Genomic DNA, 21,395 nt, shown 5'->3' on the forward strand with positions numbered 1-21,395 from the left:
AGCGGGTCGGCGCCCATCGGAGACGGCGTCGATCAAGTCCGATGGTTTGACGGAATTGCCGGCTGCCGAATATGCCGGATTCCTTTGGGTCGCTTTGGATCCCGGCGCGACCTTGGACGTCGCCGCGCATCTGGGGCCGCTGGCCGATGAGCTCGATTCCTGGGGCATCGGCAGGTGGTCCCCGTTGGGCGAGAAGGTGCTCGACTTTCCGATCAACTGGAAGCTGGCGGCCGACACCTTCGCGGAGAACTACCATTTCGCCACCGTGCATCGACAAACCTTTGCCACCATCGCCCGGAGCAACTGCACGGTGTTCGACGCGTTCGGCCCCCATCACCGGTTGATCTTCCCGCTCAACACGATCCTGGACCTCGACGATATTCCCGAAGAGCAATGGGACCCGTTCCACAACATGGTCGTGATCTACGCGCTGTTCCCGAACATCGTGCTGTCCGTGACGATCGCCAACGGTGAGCTCTTCCGCATCTACCCGGGCGACCGGCCCGGTCGGTCGATCACCGTGCATCAGAACTCGACACCGCTGGACCTGTCCGACGAGTCCGTGGCGGCCGGCGCACGAGCCGTCTTCGAGTACGCCCACGCCACGGTCCGCGACGAGGACTACCGACTGGCCGAGGGCCTGCAGGCCAACCTCGAGTCGGGCGCCCGGGATCACCTGGTGTTCGGCCGCAACGAACCGGGGCTGCAGCACCGCCACATCACCTGGGCACAAGCGCTCGCGCCGAGACTGTAAATTTGCAGCGAAAACGCGAGTGAACGCCTGCGAATTTACAGGCTCGGCGCGGAGTCCCTCAATTCTGCTCGGACAAGACGGCGATCAGGTCCTCGAGAATCGTTGCCAGCGCCCCGTTTACGACGGGAGCCGCGCCACTCAGCAGTTCGACCGCCTCAGCGCGACGGCCGGCGGCGACCAACGGCACCACCCGGTCGACGATCGTCTGCAGCTCCGGGGCGGTCGGTTCGACGTTCGCGAGAGTGGTCGCCAGCACCTCGACCAACTCCCAATCGCGATACAGCGCGAACGAGCGCTCGTTGAAGGCAAAGCCGGTCACGGGATTGCCCCACAGCGTCCCCTGGTAACGGTAGGGACCTTCCATGTACTCGATCGGCAGGCCGTGCGCCGGGGCCGCCACCAACGGTTCCCCGATAATGTCGAGTTGCAGTGTGGCGCAGCGGATCCGGTGGCGGTCCGGCATGTATCGAGCCGATGCGACGGGCCGCACCAGCGGACGCACCGCGTTCGGCCACCGGACGTAGCTGTGGATCGTGATCTCGACGTCCTCCGCGCAGTCGGGCGGCGTGGCCGGGTCGGGGTAGCTGGTCGTGACGCCGGTAAACGGTTGCAGCGCATTGCCGTTCGTGCGGTCGAATTGCCGCCAGATGCTCAGGTCCACGCCATTGTCGAAGTTGATGGTGCGCCACTCGTGTGACCTCGCCCGGGGGTCTCCCCCGCTCCCCCCGCCGCCGGCGTACTTCGGGAACCACTGCCGGTCGACGTGCCCGCCGCTGCCGGAGACCTGCTCGACGACGTCTCCCCAGCGCAGCGTTCCCGTCATCGCCATTCCGGTCTGGAAGTACGAGTACGTGTCGCTTTGGCCGAAGCAGACGATCTTCCCGTTGTAGGTCGACGCACCCACCGGTGTCGGTGCGCGCGTTGGGGTTACGGCCAGGTCGAGCCGCATCGGCCGGCCGGCGTGGTCCTCGCCCACCAGGCTGACGCGATACGTGAACGGCAGCAGTTCCCCGTCGCCGTTGCGGCAGGCGCTCCACGACGCGGTTCCCGCGCCGCTGTGGTAGCTCAGGTCGAGGTAACCCGGCGCCATGCTCAGCTTGCGCTCGGCCCCCGGCTCCATGTTCGCCGGCGGCATGTCGTAGTCCGTGTAGGTGCCGTAGTCGCCGGTGTCGAGGTCGAACAGTGCCATTGTGTAGAAATCCGCGACGATCGTTCCACCCGGCCGGTTCTTGTTGAAGATGGTCAGGAAGGCAAACGAGCGGCCGCTTTCGGCGGCATCGAGCTGCCCGGCGATGAACCAGGTGTCCGACTCCTGGTCGGCATGTTCACCTTCGGCGGCGGGGAAGTCCAGCTGGGGATCGTCGGGAACCAACCGGAACGGGTAAGTGCGCCAGTCGCTATCCATGTCGCTTCCTTGCCACGGCGCCATCCTGCTTTTTTCACTATGTTAGCGTCAATAGCGAAATTGCGGTCGCGGTCCCATTCCCCGAGGAAGTGCCCCGATGACAGACAATCCCGGCCATCGTTCCTATAACGAACTCTTCATCGGGGGGCAGTGGCGCAAGCCCGTCAACCCACAACAGCTCGCCGTGACCTCGCCGCACTCCGAAGAGCCGATCGGCCACGTCCAGGCGGCCGGGCCCGAGGACGTCGACGCCGCCGTCACCGCCGCGCGAAGCGCTTTCGACCACGGCCCCTGGCCCCGCATGACCCACGCCGATCGGATGGCCAAGGTCGAGCAGCTCGCCGGGATCTACGGCGGCCACATCGAGGAGATGGCCGACCTGATCACCGACGAGATGGGTTCTCCGCGCAGCTTCAGCCGGCTGGGTCAAGGCGCCGCCGCTGCCTCGCTGATCCATCTCGCCCTGGCCGCCGCGCGCGACTTTCCCTGGACGGAGCGCCGCCAGGGCGTGCTCGGGGAAGTGCACCTGCGCAGGGCACCCGTCGGGGTGGTCGGGGCGATCGTGCCGTGGAATGTGCCGCAGTTCCTGATCATGCCCAAGCTGATCCCGGCGCTGATCGCCGGTTGCACCGTGATTATCAAGCCCGCGCCCGAAACGCCCTTGGACGCTTTGTGGTTGGCCGAAATGATCGAACAACTGGACCTGCCCGACGGGGTGGTCTCGGTGCTGCCGGGCGGACCCGAGGTCGGCGAGGCGCTGGTCCGCCATCCCGGTGTGGACAAGATCGCGTTCACGGGTTCCAGCGCCGTCGGGCGCCGGATTGCCGCGCTGTGCGGCGAGCAGCTGAAGCGCTACAGCCTCGAGCTGGGCGGCAAGTCGGCGGCGATAATTCTCGACGACGCCGACATCGGCAAGACCGTGGCCGGGCTGAAAACCGCCGGCCTGATGAACAACGGCCAGGCCTGTGTCGCGCAGACCCGCATCCTGGTCAGCGATCGGCGTCACGACGAGGTGGTCGACGCGCTCGCCGAGATGATGTCGTCGCTCAACGTCGGCGATCCGGCCGATGAGGCCACCGATATCGGACCCCTTGTCGCGCAACGGCAACAACGTCGGGTGCAGGAGTACATCCACTCCGGCAAGACCGAGGGGGCCCGGGTCGTGCTCGGCGGCGAAGACAGTCCGTCGGGGCGCGGCTGGTACGTGCGGCCGACGCTGTTCGCCGACGCCACCAACGACATGCGCATCGCCCGGGAGGAGATCTTCGGACCGGTGTTGACCGTGCTGCGCTACCGCGACGAGGACGACGCCATCCGGATCGCCAACGAGAGCGACTACGGTCTGGCCGGTTCGGTGTGGACCGCTGACATCGCCCACGGCTTGGAGGTCGCGGCCGGGGTCCGCACCGGCACCTACGGCATCAACATGTACACCCTCGACATCGGCGCCCCGTTCGGCGGCTTCAAGCAATCGGGCATCGGACGCGAGTTCGGACCGGAGGGCCTGCACGAGTACGTCGAGCTTCAGACGCTGGTGTGCAAGGGCAAGCTGCCGCCGCTATAGCCCGGGCGGTCGCCACGCGGGGTCGCGGCCCAGCCGTGCGAGAAGCCTTGCCTGCACGTCCATTTCGTCGTTCACCGCAACCGGCGCCTTGAACATCCCCGACGCGGTCAGCTCTCGGGTGTCTGGCGGCAAGGCGGCGTAAAACCTTTCACACCAGCCGGGATCCAGCCGATCGTCGGCGCCCACCGCGCGGGCGAGGTCCCAGGTGTGCACCACGACATCGCGGGTCAGGTTCGGCATCAGCCGGTAGGTGTCCAGCCGCGTCGCACTACCGGATTCGAGCGCCCCGGTCAGCGAGTCATAGGTCAATTGCCAACGCGCCTGCGGCTCGTCCCGGGGCCGGTCGGGTTTCAGCCCGAGGGGCCGCAGGAGAAGTACGTCGTGAAAGCCGATCACGTGCTCGAGCACTCCTCGGGCGTCCCACGCATCGCAGGGTGAGCGACGGTCCCACTTGCCCTCCGCTGCGGCAACGGCCTCACCGAAACGGCGGCACACCGCCAGGTGCAGTTCGCTTACACCGTCAACCACAAGGCATCTGCAGCGTGAGCTCGACCGGACAGCACAGGGCGCCATGCTGATTGGTCACCTGGATCTCGATGTCAACAAGGCAGCGCGGCGGATCCACCGAGATGTCCCGCCGCTTGGTCAGAGCCCGCCCGCGCCCGATCATCGTGTCTCCCGCGTACACCGAGCCGACCAGCCGCATCGAGCGGCGCACCACACGGCTGCTCGGGCCCGCCCAGTCGGTGGCGACCCGGTCGGCGAACCCCGCGAGGTGCATGGTGTTGACGTAAATCGTTGGGTTGCCTTGATTTTGGGCGTAACTCGGGTCGAAGTGTCCCGGGAAATAGTCCCATGTCGCCCCGGCGTTCTCGACCACTCGCTGGTAGCTGACGTGATCGACCACCTCCGGCAAGTCAACGGGGACGTCGATCGTGTTCCAGTCCAGGTCGGTCACGAGGCGCCGTCCGGCGTGAACCGGAACAGGGTGTTTCGGCACGTGGCCACCACGGCGCCGTCCTGACGGGTATAGGTCTCCAGCGTCTCGACGAAATGACCGACCCCCAGCCGGGTCCGCTTCTCCGGTGACACGGACACCAGCTCCTCGACGGCGGTGAGCACGTCTCCCTCGACGATGGGCCGCAGGAACTCAACGTCGTTGGCCGCGTTGATGAACGTGGTGCCGGGCAGCGGCACCCGCAGCACCACCGAGGCCGCGGGCGGCCTGCCCGTCGGCTGCCAGGGCGGCGGGATCAGCCAACCCATCAGGAGGGCCGGCGGGGCGAGCAGCCCGCCCCACGTCTCCCGGGCAAACTCCGCATCCCAATACGATCGGTTCCCGTCGTGGACCATCGCGGCAAAAAGCTGGATGCGTGCGCCGCTGACGGGGGTCGCCGCGGTGCGGGGTTCGCTCTTCGCGCCGACCATGCGCAGCGCGTCTTCGTAGCTACCAAAGGCTAGCTGGTAGCTGAGGTCGTGATCCTCACTCACATGACGAGCGGATGCCGGCTGGGCACCGAATCCCATTCGAGCGCACGGGAAGTGAAGTACCAGGCGCCGCGCTCGTAGATCAGCGTGTCCCGGAACGTTCCGGTGGCCCGCAGGGTGGTGTCGCCGTACATCGCGGCGAACAGCACCGCGACGCAACGCATGCTCGCGTTGATGCCGTCGATGCGGATCTCGTGATCGAGGGTGACCAGGCGCTGCCCGTCGCCGCCGTCGAAAGCTGCGCGCAGATCGGTGAACAAGTCACCATCGCGGGTATAGCTGGCGCCGGCGTGGCGGAACGTGGCGATCCAGCGGTCGCGGTCACCGTCGGAGTAGGCCCTGTTGTGCCGGGCGGTCAGATCCAGGATGGCAGCGCGGGCCGTGGCGGCCTGGAGCATCTGCTGTTCCTGATAGGTCATGGTCATGTGGTGTGCAGCCTCTCTGGACGACGCCCAACAAGGGGTAGTTACGTAACAATAAATTAACTTACCGACGATTACGTAACATTAACGTAACTTACCGGCGAACGATATACCCCGCTTTCTCACGATCCCAGGCGCCCGGACCCAGTCCGCGAGCGCGCAACACGTCTTTACGCACTCGCCCGATGACGTTCTTGGGCAGTTCATCCAGCGCCTCGACGAATCGCGGGACGCAGAAGTACGGCATCCGGGTGGTGCAGAAGTCGAGCAACTCCGGGTAGTCCAGGGTCGCCCCGGGGCGCACCGTCACGATCAACAGGATGTCGTCTTCCCCCAAGTCGCTGGGCACCCCGACCGCCGCGGCTTCGGCCACCGCGGGGTGGCGCATGACGACGGCCTCCACTTCGACCGAGGAAATGTTTTCGCCGCGCCGGCGCAACGAGTCTTTGATGCGGTCCACGTATGTCAGGTTCCGATCGGCGTCGAGTCGGCCCAAATCACCGGTGCGAAACCACTCCGGGTGCGGCTCCACCCGCGAGCCCTCGCTCACGTAGCCCTCGCTCATGACATGCGGGTGCCTGGGACGGCAGGTGATCTCGCCGACCGCGCCGGGCGGTAGCGGGTCGCCGCGCTCATCGACGACGCGCACCTCGAAGTTCGGATTCGGCCGGCCCGAGGTCCCGGGGACGCCTTCGTCGGACACGCCCTTGACGGCGACCGGAAAGGCCTCGGTCATGCCGTACATCGTGACGATGCGGCAGCCATAACGCTTTTCGATCTCGTGGTAGGCATCCGCGTCGATGGGTGCGGCGGAGATGAACCGGAGCGGGAGCTGCGCGTCCCGCGGATCCGGGGGCAGGTTCTGCAGCATCGACACCATGGCGCCGGCACCGGCGAAACCGATGGCCCCGCAGGCGCGGATGTCGTCCCAGACCTCGCCGGGATGAAATGCCTTGGCCAACACGGTCGTTCCACCGACCAGCATCGGTGCCAGCACGCTGGGTGCCGCGCTGAGGTGGAAGAGCGGCATCGCCGTCCACAGCACCTCCCCCGGGCCGAATTCCCACGCGGCGGCGGCGGTAGCGGCGACCGAGAACAAGTAATGCCACGTCGTGGCAACCGCTTTCGACGGCCCGGTGGTGCCAGAGGTGAAGAACAACACCCCCACTTCGGCCGGCCCGACCGGGCTTTCGGTCACCGGAACGTCCGCGTCGAGGTGCAACGTGGCGGTGAGCGAATCGTCCTGCACCACAACGCCGGTCACCGTGTCCAGCTGCCCGACGACCTCGTCGACGCGGGGCCGGCGCTCGGGGTCGGTGAGAATCACCCTGGCCCGCGACAACCGCAGCGTGTGCAGCAGGAAATCGCCCTTGTTCGCGGCGTTCACCGCGGCACTGACCGCGCCGATGCGCGCCGCGCCCAGCCAGAAGTACACCCATTCCGGGCAGGTGGCGGTGAACAGCGCCACGCAATCGCCGGGTCCGACGCCCAAACCGGCCAACACGTGCGCCGCCGCGCGGGACCGCTGGCGCATCTGCTCGAACGTCACGTCCACGCCGGCGATCGACATCATCACCCGGTCGGGGTGCTGTTCCGCCCGCCGATCCAGGACGGCCGGCACGGTGAAGCTGTCGACGCCGAAATCCGACGGTCCCGGCATCAGGCTTTCGCGGCCGCCGGGTCGGGTTCGCCGTCGGCCGTGTAGCCGAAGTCGGACGGCGAGGGCTGCGGGCCCGGGTAGAAGCGGTGCGCCCAGCGGCGAAGGGCGGCATAGTCGTGCGCCTCTTCGGGTGCCAGGTTGGGCTTTTCGAGGTATTTCATGTTCTCCCAAGTGAAGAAGTCCTGCTTGATGACCTCTTGCTGCAGCGCCAGGAACTTGGCGGCGCGGCCGGTGGGTGCGTCGCCGGTGTCGCCGGGCTCGCGGATCGAAGCCTGCGTGTAGAAGTAGTCGGTGTAGTCCTCGTCGACCGGCGTCTGCCCGGTCACCTGCACGGTGGCCACCAGCTCGCTGGGGAACCGAACCAGGCCGAGTCCCAACGAGTAGTTGTCGTAAATGATCTTGGCGTCGACCGGCCCGTTCGGGGTCAGCCAGGTCGAGGCGCGGCCGCCGCCGAAATGGGCGTTGACGGTGGCGTGCAGGTGGTATCCGGAGACCTCGAACGACGAGGTGGTGGCGGGATTGGCGGCCTTGTGCACGTACTGCACGTGGTAGGGATCGGCGGCGTTCTCGATGATCATCTGCGGGTGCACCTTGACCCGGTTGAGCATCTGCGTGTGCGGGTGCAGCGGGTAGTACTCATTGGTTTCGAGCTCGGGCAGCACCGGCGGCTGCCAATATGGCGCGCGCCCATGCCGCTCGTGCCACGCGAGGATGAACCCGTACCACTCCATGCTCGGGTAGGTGCGGATGCGGACGTTGTTCTTGCAGCCGATCTTGCTGTACGGGATCAGGGCGTTGGTGCCGTCGCCGCGCCACCGCCAGCCGTGCCAGGGACAGACGATGTTCTCGCCCTCGACGGTGCCGCCTACGCCGAGGTTGGCGCCGAGGTGCTGGCAGTACGCGTCCATCACGTGCACCTGGCCGGATTCGGTGCGGAAGAGCACCAACTCCTCGCCGAAGTAGTGCGCGCGCTTGACCTCACCGGGAGGCAGGTCCGAGCCGAACGCGACGATGAACCAGCCCGTCGGGAACCGGTAGGTAGACAGCGCGATACCGGCCTGCCCGAATTCACGCTCCGAAGGATCTGCGGCCGACTCTGATGCCGAGTCCGAAATTGTGTCCGTCACGACCCCTCCCAGCGGGTTCGACGATAGGCTCTATTTTTACTATCTTAAGCATTGAACGTCAACGCGGCGCCGGTGAGGTGCCGGCATGGCGCCAGAAGCGGGGTTCAGATGACGGCTGCGGCGGTGGATCTATCCGATCTTGCCTTGTGGCGCAATGGTTTTCCCGACGAGCTGTTCGCCGAATTGCGAGGCTCCCGTCCGCTGTTTCGGCACGAGATGACCCCGGGCGTTACTCAGCTCTTTTCCAAGACGGTCCACCGGGAATTCTGGGTGGCCACCAAGCATCGGCACGCGGTGCGCCTGCATCGTGATACCGATTCCTTCACCGCGGTCGACGGCCCGCTCATCCAGCCGGTCGGGATGTTCTCGTCGTACCCGACGATCATCAACATGGACCCGCCGGATCTGAACAAGCGCCGCAAGCTGATCTCGAACGCGTTCAACCCGCGCGCGATCGCCAAACTCGAGGACGGCATCCGGGCGCGCGCCGCGCGGATGATCGACCGCCTACTCGCCGAGGGCGGCGGCGATTGGATCGAGGACGTCGCCGACGCGCTGCCGATGACGGTCATCGGCGACATCATCGGCATACCGGAAGAAGACCGGCCGCGAATCTTCGATTGCCTGGACAGCATCCTGAAAGCCAATGCGCCCGGGGCCCGGCCGACGTTTCAGGACTACACCGATCTCTACGCCACCATCTTCGGGTACGCGATGGAGCTCACCGCGGAAAAGCGGCGCCGTCCCACCGATGACATCTGGAGCACACTGGCCTCCGCGGTGATCACCGGCGAGGATGGCGAGGAATTCAGCTTGCCCGCCAACGAACTCGAGTTCTTTTTCTTCGTGCTGACATTCGCCGGCAGCGACACCACCAAGAACGCGTTGGCCATCGGGTTGCAGGCGTTCGTCGAGAACCCCGAGCAGATCGAGCGGTACCGCGCGCGGGGGGAGCTGCGGCCGAGCGCCGTCGAGGAGGTGTTGCGTTGGGCGTCACCGGTGGCCTACTGGACGCGCACCGCCAAGGTCGACGTCGAGATGGATGGCCAGCACATCGCGAAGGGCGAGCGGGTGGTGTCCATGCTGCGCTCGGCCAACCGCGACGAGGAGGTGTTCCCCTCACCCTTCACCTTCGACATCGGGCGTCAGCCCAACCCGCACGTGGCGTTCGGAGGCGGCGGACCACACCACTGCCTGGGCGCCATGCTGGCGCGCGCGGAACTCCGCGCGGTCTTCGACGAACTGCTGCTGCGCTGCGACGACGTCGCCCTCGGTCCGGCCAAGGTGGCCCATCCGAATCTGCTCACCAACATGTCGATCTATGACGAGATGGCGATCTCGGTGGGAGCGCGGCGGTGACTCAATAGGGTGCCGGCGCGTCCCCGAACGCGGCGAACACCGCCAACGGGTCCAGGTAGTCGCGCCAGTGCACGATCTTGCGGTCCTTGACCGCGATCACCGAGATGAATCGGTTGACGTACGGAGCGCCCGTGCGCACCACTGTCCCGTGCATCGTGTACTCGAGAATCACCACCGACTTCTCCGGGTCGTAATAGCGGTACACGTCGCTGCTGCCGCTCTGGACGATCGACTCCCCGTAGTCGGCGTACAGCTCGGCCAGCGCCTCGCGGCCGACGATGCGGCGCGGGTGATCCGGGACGGTGATGACGTACTCGACCACCACATCCTTGGCGTGCATGTCGAAGAAGTCGGTCCCGTCGACCAACCCGTTCAGTGCCTCGGCGACGACCTCGAAATAAGGGCGCATCGCGGCGTACTTGGACATGTCCCTCGGCGGCATGCCCGCACTCTACGGTGCGCCGCCGACATGGTGGCGCCCGTCAGTCGATCAGCCGCAGCGCGGCCTTGGGGCACTGGTCCACCGCGGCGCGCACATCGATCTCCAGCCGCGGCGGCACCGGACCGTCCGCGATCTGCACCACGTCCTCGTCGCCCAGCTCGAACACCTCCGGGGCGAGCGATTCGCAAAAGCCGTTGGCCTCACACAGGTTCTCGTCGACCGTAACGCGCATCAGGCGACCTCCTCACCGTTATCTTTTGAGGCCCGCCGGGCGGGTCCCGATCACTTTGTCGCTGGCCAGGTTTGCCAGCTCGTCGTCGGTCAGTCCACACAGATCGCGCAGTACCTCCCCATTGTGCTCGCCTAGCCGCGGCGGCGGGCGTAGTAGCCACTTGTCCTGGCCGGCCAGCTTCGCGAACGGCGGGCACGGATACAGGCCCGGCCCGGTACTCGGATGGTTCAGAGCCTCCAGGAATCCCCGGTCGCGCAGTTGGGGGTTCTCGGTCACCAACGACGGCGACACGACGGGCGCGGCGGGAACGCCCGCGCCGGCCAACCGCTCCACCGTCGGTTCCAGCGGTTGCGCGGCGAACCAACCCCGCAGCCGGCGATCGATGTCGTCGGCCCGCTCCCGCCGCCCCGCCACCGTCGCCAGGCCTTCGTCGCACCAGGCGGGACGATCCATCACGTCGACCAGGGCTTGCCACTGCCGGTCGTCGCGCACCGTGACGGCTATCCAGTCGTCGTCACCGGCGCACCGGTAGATGTTTTGGGTCGCCTCCCCGTGACCACGATTGCCGCGCCGACCCAGCGTCACCCCGAACACCTCGGCTTCGATCGCCTGTATCGAGGTGGCGTTGAGCACCGTCTCCAACATCGGCAGCTCGAGCAGCTGGCCGGTGCCGGTGCGTTCAGCGAAGTTCAGCGCGGCCAGCACGGCGAACGCGGCGTGCACGCCGGCCAGCGGATCGCAGGCTCCGCGCGGCGTCACCGGCGGGGCCTCCGGCAACCCGGTCACCCAGGCCAGGCCGGCGATCTGCTCCATGGTCGGGGCGAATCCGACGCGTTCACGCCACGGACCGTCCAAGCCGAACGCCGGCATCCGGGCGACGACGAGTTTCGGGTTGACCTTCAGCAGCACCTCCGCGGTGAGGCCGAACTGGTCCATCACCCGCGGCGAGAAGTTCTCGATCACCACGTCGGCGCCGGTTAGCAAATCCAGAAACAGCTCGCGTCCGCGATCCGAGCCCAAATCCAGTGTGACGGAACGTTTGTTGGTGTTCATCGCGTGAAACACCCAGCCGTACTCCCACCAGTCGTCCACGTCGGTGCGCATCCCGCCGGAGTAGCGAATGCCGTCGGGCCGCTGGATGGACTCCACCTTGACGACGTCGGCGCCGAACGCGGCCAGCAGGTGGGTCGCGGCCGGCCCAGCCCAGAACGCCGTCAGGTCGATGATGCGCAGGCCCTCCAGCGGCAGACCCGGCGAAGTGGGCATCTGATCGGATTCGCTTCTCTCCCAGGCCGGTTCGTCGTTGGCCTCACCCGGCGACGGGGTGGCGCCCGGCGGCGGGGGCGCGCACGCCGCCATCAGCCACGGCGGGCGCGGCTGGTGAAAGCCGGCCGGGTTGGGCATAAACACCCCGCGCTCCCGCACGTACTCCATGTCGCGGATGGTGGAGCCGTTGCCCAACGCCGCGATCGGCAACCGGAACAGCTGACCGAATTCGACGATCTCCGCCACGGTCCGTTCGGCCAGCCACGGTCCGATGTGTTCGCGGATCAGGTCGCGGTAGGACCACCGGCCGATCTGAAACCGCAGCTGTTCGATCTCCTCCAGCTGCGGGCACTCGACCATCGCGCAGAAGTCCAGCCATTGCTGCCCGGTGACCATGGTGATGCCGACGTAGCCGTCCTTGGCCGGTTCGATCGAGGGCACCTCCAACGTGCGGCGCACGGGCGGAACGCGCAGCAGCTGCGAATGCAACCATTCGCTGCTCTGCATCGCGGTCATTGCCTCGAGCATCGACAGGTCGAGATGCTCGCCGGGGCCGCCACGCTCGACTCGGCGACGCAGGGCCAGCGCACCGAACGCGGCGTAGACGCCGCCCATGTACTCCCCCAGGTCGCCGCCGATCGCGATCGGAGGCCCGTCGGGGTCGCCGCGAAAGCCGGGCGAACCGGCCCACGCCTGCAACGTGAATTCGCTCGCGGCGCGTTCGGCGTAGGGTCCGGTCCAACCGAAGTCGGAGATCGTGACGACGATCGCCCGCGGCGAATGGGCCAGCAGCCGCTGCGGGTCGACTCCCAGCGCCGCGGCCCGAGACCGGCCCGCGGTGACCACCACGACGTCGGCTCCGGCCAGCTCGGCGCGATAGCGTTCGGAGTCCGCGGCGACGGTCAGGCTGCGCTTGCCGGCATTGAGGTAGCTGAAGAACGGGGACGGCTCGCCGCCCGGCACGGGCGAACAGCTGGCAGAGTACCGCCGCAGCCAATCCCCTTGCGGCGGTTCGATTTTGCGCACCTGCGCCCCGGCGTCGACGAGCAGCTTGCCGCAGTAGTCGCCGGCTATCCGGTCACTGATCTCGACGACACGCAATCCGTCGAGCGGGGTCGGCCGGCTGTCGGCCTCGCGCCTCACGCGGCTATTTATACCATTACTGCTAAAATAGCTAAGCCAGTCGAGCACCCCGCGAGGATTGGATGACCGCCCTGGGAATTGGCCAAGACGCCCGTCGCCGACTGTCGGCGCCGCGGATCGCCGAAATCGTAGCCGACGAGTTGCGCCGTCAGATCATCGACGGTGAGCTCGCCGACGGCGATCTGCTGCCGCGCCAGGAGGTGCTCGTCGAGCAGTTCAACGTCAGCCTGGTCTCGCTGCGCGAGGCGCTGCGGATCCTGGAGACCGAGGGCCTGGTGTCGGTCCGGCGGGGCAACCGCGGCGGCGCCGTGGTGCACGCGCCCGCGAAGACCAGCGCGGCCTACATGCTCGGCCTGTTGCTGCAAAGCGAGTCCGTGCAGGTGGCCGACCTGGGCTTCGCGCTGCGGGAACTCGAACCCGCCTGCGCCGCGCTGGCCGCCCAGCGCCCCGACCGCGCGGACACGCTGGTGCCGGAGCTCAAGCGGGTCAACGACTCGATGGCGGAAAATCTCGACGACGGGCGGCTCTTCACCGAAATCGGCCGTGAATTCCACGATCTCGTCGTCCGCGGCTGCGGGAATCACACCATCATCGCGGTGGTCGGCAGCCTGGAGACGCTGTGGACCAGCCACGAGCAGCAGTGGGCCGACGAAAGCTCGGCGCGCGGCACCTACCCCTCGCTGACGCAGCGCCGCGCCGTGCTTGCCACCCACATCAAGCTGACCGACACCATCGCGGAGGGCGACGTCGACCGCGCCCGCCGCATCGCGGGCCGCCATCTCGCCGACGCGCAGACCTACGTGCTGTCGGGTCGGCCCGATCAACGCATCCATGCGCTGTCGCCGCAGGCTCTTTCACGTTCGGGGTCGCGCCCGCGGGACGTCCGGCGCCCCTGACGTCGATGCGAACCGCACTAGTCACCGGTGGCAGCGGCGGGATCGGGAAGGGATGCGCCCGCAAGCTCAGCGAGCTCGGTTACGACGTGGTGCTTTCGGCGCGGCGTGAGGCCCCGCTCCGCGCGGCCGCCGAGGAACTCGGTGCCCGCCACATCGTCGCCGACGCGTCCGATCCCGACGGGTTCGCCTCTGCCATAAGCAGTTTGGAGCGGATCGACCTCGTCGTGCACGCGGCCGGCACCCTCGGCGGAACATACGCGCGCAAGCAGACATTCGACCAGTGGCGGGCCATCATCTCGGCCAACTTGGATTCCTGCTTCGTGGTGACGGCCGCCGCGCTGCCCCGGATGCGCGCGGGCTCACGGTTCGTGTTCATCTCGTCCTCCGCGGCGCACGAGCCGATGATGGCCCGCACCGCCTACTCCGCGTCGAAAGCCGGCATGAACGCGTTCGCCCGCGCCCTGGCGCTCGAGGTGGACCGTGACGGGATCGCCGTGCACATCGTGACGCCCGGCCCGGTGGAAACCGAGATGCTGCAGGACGTTCCCTTCGAGATGTACGCGATCCAGGTGTCCGACGTCGCCGAGGCGGTCGCCTGGCTGGACACCGTCGACCCGTCGGTCGACCTGCCGGAGATCCGGCTGTCGGCCGTGCAGCGCGGTCCGTACGCGCGGCCGCCGGTCGTGCCTACGGAAGCCCGCCGCCGGCGCCAGCGAACCCCTTGATCACCGACTCGCCGAACTCGCGCAGGGATTCCGGCGCGGCGAAATCGGCGAACCACACGTAGAACCGCTCGACGCCCCGGGCGGCCAGACCGCCGAAGTGCGCGATCAGCTCGTCGGCATCACCACAGACCAGTCCCGAGCCCAGATTGCCAAATCGCCGGGTGCTCACCTCGCGCACCTTGTCCGGATCGCTGCCTGTCCGGACAAATCCCACCATCTGCTGCATCGACACGCGCGCCGTGCCCGCGGCGGGGGCCAGGTCGGGCAATTTGTCGAGATGGTTGGCCGGCAGATTCCACCAATCCGCGTATTTACGAACGAGTTCCATCATCCGGGGGCCGGTGCCGCCCAGCAGCAGCGGTATCGGATGGGACCTGCGCGGGACCTGCGCGGCCTCCCCCGGCGCGTCGCCCCAGTACTGCCGGATCAGCTCGATGTGGCGCCCGAGCTGTGCGACCCTGGCCCTCGGATCCTGCTCACCCACATCGAATCTGGTGAATTCGGCGGGCCAGGAGCCCGCGCCGAGGCCGAGGTCGAATCTGCCGTTCGACGCGTCTGAGAGGGTGACGGCTTGTTTGGCGAGCACGGCCGGATGCCGGAACGCGTCGCAGAGCACCAGGTGGCCGATCCGCAGCCGCTCCGTCTTGGCGGCCACCCAGGTGGCGATGCCCATTGCCTCCCAAATGGTTTCGTCGGGCAGCCCGGGCGCCTCGAGGTGATCGATGAACGCCACCCCGTCGAAACCGCCGGCCTCGGCATGAAGCGTCCGCTCCGTGATGTCGGCGGCCGACAACCGTACTTGGGGCAGGAACAGATACCACTCGACCATGCGCCCACCTCTGCTCGCGCCGATTGCAACAGCGGCGCTAGTTTACTATTTTTATTATGTTAGGGGTCTTATGGATGTCGGACTGACTTCGGAGCAGCTGTCGCTGCGCGACACCGTGCGCGGCATCCTGCGCACCGAGTGTCCGCCGGATGCCGCCCGCCAGGCGATGGTAGATCCCGAGCGCTGGCGTGCCCCGTGGAAGACGGTGGTCGACCTCGGCTGGACGGAGCTCGCGGCCCCCGAGGCAATCGACTACGGGCCCGTCGAACTGGCCGTCGTCCTCGAGGAATGCGGCGCCGCGATCGCGCCGATCCCGTTGCTCAGCAGCGTCGGCCTGGCCGCGGGCGCGTTGCGGGCCAGCGGCCTCGACTCGGTGCTCGCCGACATCGCCGGCGGCGCCGTCGCGACCCTGGCGGTCCACTCGAAAGGGTCTCGGCTGCCCGGCGCACCGATGACGTTGCGCGGGGGACGGCTGCGCGGGCGGGCGGTCGCGGTCCCCAACCTGGCACGCGCCGAGCTGCTCGTCACGCTGGCCCACGCGGACAACGAGGTCATGGCGGTCGTCGCGCGCTGCGGTGACGGGGTGACCGTGCTGGCGGGCGAATCGACCGACCCCGCGCAACCGGTGGCCGACGTCGAGGTCGACACCCAGCCGTTGGCCGCCGCGCCGGTGGACCTCGAATCCGCGCTGACCATGCCGCTGGTGGCCGCGGCCGCCGATCTGGTCGGCGTGGCCGGCGCCGCCCTGCACCGCGCGGTCGAGCACGCGAAGACGCGGCGGCAGTTCGGCAGGCCGATCGGTGCGTTCCAAGGCATCAAACACGCGCTGGCCGACAACCACGTCGGCCTGGAGCGGGCGCGCAGCCTGACCTACGCCGCCGCGGTCCGGCTCGCCGATCCCGACCCGGGTGACGCCTGGACCGCCGCCGCGCTGGCCAAGGCGGCAGCCGGCGAAGCGGCGGTCAATTGCGCGCGGACCGCGGTGCAGGTACACGGCGCCCTCGGGCAGACCTGGGAGCACGACATCCACCTTTACGTCCGGCACGCCTGGCAGGGCGCGGCGATGCTGGGCGATAGCCGCGCGCTCTACCACGAGGTGGGCCGCCGGTTCGCGGGAGGCAGCGGATGACCGCCGTGGAATCCATAGTCGACGAATTCAGCGCGTGGCTCACGGAATTCCTGCCGAAGGACTACTACGAGAAGTACCGCGAATACCGCTGGGACCTGCCGCTGCGGCGTGACTACCAGCGTGCCGCCTTCGAGGCCGGCTGGATACAACCGACCTGGCCTCGCGAGCACGGTGGCCGGTCGTTGGGCCTGCGCGACGCGATGGAGGTCCGGATCGAGGCCGCGCTGCGGTCCGCGCCCAAGCTGCCCAACGTTCAGGGACCCGGCGTCGCCGCGCCAGGTATCCGCCAGTTCGGCACGCGCGCCCAGATCGAGCGGCTCCTGGTTCCCCTGCTGCGAGGCGACGAGTGGTGGGCACTGGGCATGTCCGAGCCGGAAGCGGGGTCCGATTTCGCCGGGCTGCGCACGCGGGCCGAGCGTGACGGGGACATCTTCCGGGTCAACGGTCACAAGATTTGGACGACCCACGCACACCTGTCGCGCTGGTGCACCCTGTACGTGCGCACCGACCCCGAGGCGCCGAAGCATCGCGGCATCTCGTGTCTGATCCTCGACCTGCAATCGCCCGGGGTGCGGATCGAGCCGATCCGCATGGCCTCGATCTCCGACGAGACGTTCTGCGAGGTCTTCCTCGACGACGTCGAGGTTCCGGCGGAAAACCTCCTCGGGCCGCTCAACGGCGGCTGGAATGTTGCGTTGTCGTCGCTGCACCACGAGCGCCAGATGATCTGGATCATGAACTGGGTCGAGATCAAGCGCGGACTCGATGCAGTGCGCGGGGCGCGTCCGACCGACGACATCTGCGCCGAGCTCGGCTCGCTGCTGGCCGATGCCGAGGCGCTGCGCGCCACCGGATACCGGGCCCTGGGCAACGAACTGGCAGGCCGGCCAAGCCCCGAGGCCGACATCATGAAGCTGCTCGGATCGGTTACTTTGCAAAGCGTTTGGGAACTGGCCGCCGTCGCCAAGGGACAGGATTGGGTCAGCGATCCGGATCTGCTGTTCGAACGCCAGGACGCGCTGGCCGCCACCATCTACGGCGGAACGTCGGAAGTGCAGCGCAACATCATCGCCGAGCGGTTGCTCGGACTGCCGAAGGGATGACTCGGATGGATTACGACCTCGGCGAGGACGCCGGACAACTCCGAAATCATCTGCGGGAGTTGATCGCCAACCACATCCCCGCCGACTTCCTCGGCGCCTGCACCGAAAACCCGCAAGATCTCGCCACCACCGAGACGTTCTGCAAGCTGTTGGCAACCGAGGGGCTGCTGGCGCTGGCGTGGCCGAAAGAGCATGGCGGCGGCGGGGGTTCGGTCTGGCAGCAGACCGTGCTGCGCGAGGAGATGTGGGCCCAGCACGAGCCCCGCGGCCCGCAGTACATGGGCATCAACTGGGTCGGCCCGGCGCTGATGCGTTACGGCACGGACGAACAAAAGGCCAAGCACCTGTCGGCCATCGCGTCCGGCGATGTGATCTGGTGCCAAGGCTTTTCCGAGCCCGAGGCCGGAACCGACCTCGTCTCGCTGCGCACCCGCGCGGTGCCCGACGGGGACGGGTGGCGCATCACCGGCCAGAAGGTGTGGACCTCGTACGCCCAGATGGCATCCTGGTGCGTGCTAGCGGCCTGCACCGACCCCGACGCGCCAAAAGCCAAGCGGCTCACCCTGTTCCTGATACCCATGGACCGGCCCGGGTTCACCGTCCGGCCGATCCCATCGATGCTGGGACCGCATCACCTCAACGAGATGTTCCTCGACGACGTGCAGGCGTTCCCCGGTGACGTCCTCGGCGAGGTCGGCAACGGCTGGCGGGTGATGCGAGAGGCGCTCGCGTTCGAGCGGGTCGGCATCGCTCGCTACGCGCGGTGCGAATCCCTGCTCGACCGCCTGCAAAAGCAACTCGGCGACGACTGGGACGCGCTGCCCGAATCGATTCGCGCCCGCTGGGCCCGGGCGCTGGTCGACCTGCGGGTGGCCAGGCTGCTGGCGTATCGGGCCATCTCGCTGCAAGACGACCCGTCGGCGGGTGCGGCGGCCAGCGCCGCCCGCATCGCCACCACCACGTGCGATCAGCTGGTCGCCGAGCTGCTGTTCGACGTGCTGGGCCCGTCCGCGCTGGACAGCGGCTCGTCGGCGCCCCTGCACGGGGCCATCGAAGACCATTGGCGCTACGCACAGGCCGCCACCGTGGCATCGGGCACGATCGAGGTGCAGCGCATGCTGGTGGCACGCGACGTTCTGGGAGGCCATCGGTGAAAACCGAACTGCCACAAGATATCAGCGACTTTGCCGCCGTCGCGGCCAAGCGGCTCGCCCGGCTGGGCGGCCCGCCGGCGGCGCTGCGCGCCGAGGCCGACGACAGCGTGCGCGACGCGGCACGCAGCGCCCTGAACGACGTCGGCGCGTTCGAACTCGACGTGCGGTCCGAGGCCGATGACTTGCTTGCCGCCGCGGTGCTCTGCCAGGCCGCCGGCGCGAACGCGCTGCCCTACCCCGTCGTGGAGGAACTACTGGCGATCGACGGCGCCCGACTGGCCCTGGTCAATCCCGAAGCGCCCCGCATCGACCACGGCGACCTGCCCGGCGACTGGATCGCCGCCGACCTGGACGGCGCGCGGTACCACCCGCAGCCGGGGCTACGGACGAACGCCAAGCTGGGGCCTTTTCTGGTGCCCGCCACGCTAAGCGCACCCGACGGAACCGTCCCGGCCGGCGACGTTAACCTTCATCTCGTGCTGGGATCATGGCGGATTCTGGGAGCTCTGCAGCAATCGCTGCACATCGTCACCGAGCACGTGCGCGCGCGGGTCCAGTTCGGCCAGCCGCTGGCCGACTTCCAGGCCGTCAGGTTCGCGGTCGCCGACGCCGCCGTCGGGGTGCGCGGCCTGCACGAACTCGCGAAGTACACCATCTGCCGGCCGGAATCCCTTCCGGTACAGGTTCATTCGGCCGACGCGCTGGTCCTGCGGTACAAGGCCGCGGACACCGCACGGCAGGTGCTGCGGACCTCGCACCAACTGCTCGGCGCCCTGGGCTTCTGCGACGAGTCCGACGTCAGCGTGCTCGACCGGCACACCCAACCGCTGATCCGGTTGCCGCTGAGCGCCGAGGCGCTCGCGCTGCGCCTGATACCCGACGTCCGGGACGGCCACCTGGAGACGCTGTTCAGCGGGCGGGTACCGGCGTGACGACCGAACGGATCGCGTCCGAGGCGGGCCCCAATCCGCTGGAGGAAGGGATCCCGTTCGGCGCCAAGCTCCAGCAGCTCGCCGAGGAAAGCCCCGACGACAAGGCGGTGACGGTCGTCGCGCTCGACGGCACCGCGAGCACGTTGACCTTCGGTGAACTCGACGCCCGCGCCAACCAGTGGGGTCGCGCGCTGGCGGCCGACGGCGCGGGGGTCGGGTCCCTTGTGGCACTGGCGATCCCGAATTCACAGCACCTGATGCTCGCCGCGCTCGGGTGCTGGAAGATCGGCGCGGTTCCCGTGCCCATGCACTGGGACCTGCCGGAGTGGGAGCGGGACCGGGTGCGCGAGGTCATCGACCCCGCGGTGGTCGTCGACGAAAAAACCCGGTGGGAGCTGGACGCCCGGGCGGCCGCCGAGTCCGAAACCCCGCTGCCCTCGGTCGTTTCCCCTCACGCCAACGGCATCTGCAGCAGCGGCTCGACCGGTGTGCCGAAGGTGATCCTCAGCCTGGCGCCCTCGCTGTGGACGCCGCAGCACGGTGAGCCGTTCCTATCCAACTGGATGCCCGTCGCCCAGCCGCAGACGATCATGGTTCCCGCCCCGATGTATCACACCAACGGCTTCGCCACGTTCTTTTTCCTGTTGGCCGGTGACCACCTCGTGGTGCTCGAAAAGTTCGACGCGGCACTCGTTTTGGATGTGATCGAACGCTTCCGGATCACCAACTTCACAGCCACACCCACGATGCTGGCGCGCATCGCGGCGCGGCCGGACGTCCGGCAGCGCGACCTGTCCAGCGTCGTCTTCGTTTTGCAGGGCGCCGCGGTGATGCCGCCGTCGCTTATGCACACCTGGTTCGAGCTGTTGAGCCCGGAGCAGATCGTGTCGGCGTACGGCATGACCGAAAACCTGGGACTCACCGCGTTGCGTGGCGACGAGTGGCTCGCCCATCCGGGCAGTGTCGGCCGCGGCTTTCGGGACACCGAGATCCGGATACTCGACGCCGGAAGGATACCGCTGGGCCCCGGTGAACACGGCGAGATCTATCTGCGGTCACCGATGGCCGCGGGCTCGCGATACCTGGGCGGGGCGGCGCCCCTGCCGTCGACCGACGACGGCTTCCGCTCCGCCGGCGACATCGGCTATCTCGACGAGGACGGCTACCTCTACATCGTCGATCGCCGGGTGGACATGATCATCACGGGCGGCGCCAATGTCTTTCCGGCGGAGGTGGAGTCGGCCCTCGCGGGCCACCCGGGCATCGCCGACGTCGTCGTCATCGGGCTTTCCGACCCGCAGTGGGGGCGCCGCGTGCATGCGGTGGTTCAGCCGGCCGACGGGGTGCGCCTCACCGAGGAAGAGGTGATCGAGTACGCGAAAAACCGGCTCGCCCACTACAAGGCGCCTAAGACCGTCGAGTTCGTCGATGCGATCCCCCGCACCGCGGCCACGAAAGTCAATCGCTCGGCGATGATCGAGTCCCGCGGCGGCTAGGGCTGCTAACCGGGGCTGTCGACGGGGCACATGTACTTGTCCGGAAACCGCGCACACCCCGGCGGCGGCGGCTGATCGGGGCGATTACCGGCGACACCGTTCGGCACGACATGCAACCACCCGCGGTCCTGACACAGGAACGAGTCCCCACCCCAACCACCGGGCCGGACGGTGCCGTTGACGCACGGGTCCGCGTGCGCCACCGCCGGAACGCTGACAAACACCGAGACGATCACGGAGCACACCGCGACGAAGACCGCCCTCATAAC

The 21,395-nt window shown here is 67.9% G+C and carries 22 protein-coding genes; 10 read left to right on the plus strand and 12 right to left on the minus strand.

The window, feature by feature from the left end:
* The coding region (locus N415_RS04820) for an SRPBCC family protein (RefSeq protein ID WP_275450749.1) at window positions 1-754 on the plus strand (754 nt) is incomplete at its 5' end.
* A 58-nt stretch (window positions 755-812) separates the two neighbouring features.
* Here N415_RS04820 and N415_RS04825 read toward each other — a convergent pair.
* Window positions 813-2,159, minus strand: a complete 1,347-nt coding sequence (locus tag N415_RS04825; protein WP_068178107.1) for a secreted hydrolase — start codon at window positions 2,157-2,159, stop codon at window positions 813-815.
* Window positions 2,160-2,256: 97 nt separating this feature from the next.
* Between N415_RS04825 and N415_RS04830 the strand changes: the two genes are divergently transcribed.
* On the plus strand, window positions 2,257-3,723 hold the full coding sequence (locus N415_RS04830; RefSeq protein WP_068177769.1) for an aldehyde dehydrogenase: 1,467 nt from the start codon (window positions 2,257-2,259) through the stop codon (window positions 3,721-3,723).
* Here the strand turns inward: N415_RS04830 and N415_RS04835 are convergent.
* The 6 genes from N415_RS04835 to N415_RS04860 all read right to left on the minus strand — a co-directional run bounded on the left by N415_RS04835 (window position 3,718) and on the right by N415_RS04860 (window position 8,420).
* A complete protein-coding gene (locus tag N415_RS04835) occupies window positions 3,718-4,251 on the minus strand; it encodes a maleylpyruvate isomerase family mycothiol-dependent enzyme (RefSeq protein WP_239645450.1) in 534 nt (177 codons plus the stop codon). The genes N415_RS04830 and N415_RS04835 overlap by 6 nt on opposite strands.
* Window positions 4,244-4,681 carry a MaoC family dehydratase gene (locus tag N415_RS04840; RefSeq protein WP_068177773.1) on the minus strand — a complete coding sequence of 146 codons (438 nt, stop codon included), beginning with the start codon at window positions 4,679-4,681 and terminating at the stop codon, window positions 4,244-4,246. The genes N415_RS04835 and N415_RS04840 overlap by 8 nt, the downstream gene beginning before the upstream one ends.
* The gene (locus tag N415_RS04845) at window positions 4,678-5,151 is read right to left on the minus strand and encodes a MaoC family dehydratase N-terminal domain-containing protein (protein WP_068178111.1); all 474 of its coding nucleotides are present in this window, start codon (window positions 5,149-5,151) and stop codon (window positions 4,678-4,680) included. Before N415_RS04845 ends, N415_RS04840 begins: the two co-directional genes overlap by 4 nt.
* A 59-nt stretch (window positions 5,152-5,210) precedes the next feature.
* Complete coding sequence (locus tag N415_RS04850) at window positions 5,211-5,636, minus strand: nuclear transport factor 2 family protein (protein ID WP_068135445.1); 426 nt, start codon at window positions 5,634-5,636, stop codon at window positions 5,211-5,213.
* A gap of 91 nt (window positions 5,637-5,727) precedes the next feature.
* Complete coding sequence (locus N415_RS04855; protein WP_068177774.1) at window positions 5,728-7,293, minus strand: AMP-binding protein; 1,566 nt, start codon at window positions 7,291-7,293, stop codon at window positions 5,728-5,730.
* Window positions 7,293-8,420 (minus strand): aromatic ring-hydroxylating dioxygenase subunit alpha, encoded by a 1,128-nt coding sequence (locus N415_RS04860; protein ID WP_152531247.1) that lies wholly within the window; start codon window positions 8,418-8,420, stop codon window positions 7,293-7,295. Before N415_RS04860 ends, N415_RS04855 begins: the two co-directional genes overlap by 1 nt.
* Window positions 8,421-8,528: 108 nt before the next feature.
* On the opposite strand from N415_RS04860, the gene N415_RS04865 reads away from it, so the two are divergent.
* Entirely contained in the window at window positions 8,529-9,779 is a 1,251-nt protein-coding gene (locus tag N415_RS04865; protein WP_068177776.1) for a cytochrome P450, read from the plus strand.
* A gap of 1 nt (window position 9,780) precedes the next feature.
* Here the strand turns inward: N415_RS04865 and N415_RS04870 are convergent, their stop codons facing one another.
* From N415_RS04870 to N415_RS04880, 3 genes are read right to left on the minus strand one after another with little or no spacing between them, the layout of a single operon-like run.
* Entirely contained in the window at window positions 9,781-10,221 is a 441-nt protein-coding gene (locus N415_RS04870; protein WP_068177778.1) for a nuclear transport factor 2 family protein, read from the minus strand.
* 40 nt (window positions 10,222-10,261) lie between these two features.
* Window positions 10,262-10,453: a ferredoxin gene (locus N415_RS04875; RefSeq protein ID WP_046185638.1), complete on the minus strand. Its 192-nt coding sequence runs from the start codon at window positions 10,451-10,453 to the stop codon at window positions 10,262-10,264.
* Between the two features lie 18 nt (window positions 10,454-10,471).
* Window positions 10,472-12,862, minus strand: coding sequence for a CoA transferase (locus tag N415_RS04880; protein WP_152531248.1), 2,391 nt, complete (start codon window positions 12,860-12,862; stop codon window positions 10,472-10,474).
* A gap of 62 nt (window positions 12,863-12,924) precedes the next feature.
* Between N415_RS04880 and N415_RS04885 the strand changes: the two genes are divergently transcribed.
* Together N415_RS04885 and N415_RS04890 are read left to right on the plus strand one after the other, a co-directional pair.
* Window positions 12,925-13,758: an FCD domain-containing protein gene (locus N415_RS04885; protein WP_068177779.1), complete on the plus strand. Its 834-nt coding sequence runs from the start codon at window positions 12,925-12,927 to the stop codon at window positions 13,756-13,758.
* A gap of 5 nt (window positions 13,759-13,763) precedes the next feature.
* Window positions 13,764-14,483: an SDR family oxidoreductase gene (locus N415_RS04890; protein WP_068177781.1), complete on the plus strand. Its 720-nt coding sequence runs from the start codon at window positions 13,764-13,766 to the stop codon at window positions 14,481-14,483.
* Here the strand turns inward: N415_RS04890 and N415_RS04895 are convergent.
* Window positions 14,446-15,312 carry an LLM class flavin-dependent oxidoreductase gene (locus N415_RS04895; RefSeq protein WP_068177784.1) on the minus strand — a complete coding sequence of 289 codons (867 nt, stop codon included), beginning with the start codon at window positions 15,310-15,312 and terminating at the stop codon, window positions 14,446-14,448. The two genes, N415_RS04890 and N415_RS04895, sit on opposite strands and share 38 nt — an antisense overlap.
* A 70-nt stretch (window positions 15,313-15,382) precedes the next feature.
* Between N415_RS04895 and N415_RS04900 the strand changes: the two genes are divergently transcribed.
* The 5 genes from N415_RS04900 to N415_RS04920 are packed head-to-tail and all read left to right on the plus strand — an operon-like array spanning window position 15,383 to window position 21,126.
* Complete coding sequence (locus N415_RS04900) at window positions 15,383-16,441, plus strand: acyl-CoA dehydrogenase family protein (protein ID WP_068177786.1); 1,059 nt, start codon at window positions 15,383-15,385, stop codon at window positions 16,439-16,441.
* Window positions 16,438-17,544, plus strand: a complete 1,107-nt coding sequence (locus N415_RS04905) for an acyl-CoA dehydrogenase family protein (RefSeq protein WP_068177788.1) — start codon at window positions 16,438-16,440, stop codon at window positions 17,542-17,544. Before N415_RS04900 ends, N415_RS04905 begins: the two co-directional genes overlap by 4 nt.
* Entirely contained in the window at window positions 17,541-18,698 is a 1,158-nt protein-coding gene (locus tag N415_RS04910) for an acyl-CoA dehydrogenase family protein (RefSeq protein ID WP_193376405.1), read from the plus strand. Before N415_RS04905 ends, N415_RS04910 begins: the two co-directional genes overlap by 4 nt.
* On the plus strand, window positions 18,695-19,630 hold the full coding sequence (locus N415_RS04915; RefSeq protein ID WP_068177791.1) for an acyl-CoA dehydrogenase family protein: 936 nt from the start codon (window positions 18,695-18,697) through the stop codon (window positions 19,628-19,630). The genes N415_RS04910 and N415_RS04915 overlap by 4 nt, the downstream gene beginning before the upstream one ends.
* On the plus strand, window positions 19,627-21,126 hold the full coding sequence (locus tag N415_RS04920) for a class I adenylate-forming enzyme family protein (protein ID WP_068177793.1): 1,500 nt from the start codon (window positions 19,627-19,629) through the stop codon (window positions 21,124-21,126). The genes N415_RS04915 and N415_RS04920 overlap by 4 nt, the downstream gene beginning before the upstream one ends.
* A 5-nt stretch (window positions 21,127-21,131) precedes the next feature.
* Here the strand turns inward: N415_RS04920 and N415_RS04925 are convergent, their stop codons facing one another.
* Window positions 21,132-21,392 (minus strand): hypothetical protein, encoded by a 261-nt coding sequence (locus N415_RS04925; RefSeq protein WP_068177795.1) that lies wholly within the window; start codon window positions 21,390-21,392, stop codon window positions 21,132-21,134.
* Window positions 21,393-21,395: the final 3 nt, after the last annotated feature.

This window comes from Mycobacterium sp. UM_CSW, from assembly GCF_000455205.1.
Taxonomy (GTDB): Bacteria; Actinomycetota; Actinomycetes; order Mycobacteriales; family Mycobacteriaceae; genus Mycobacterium.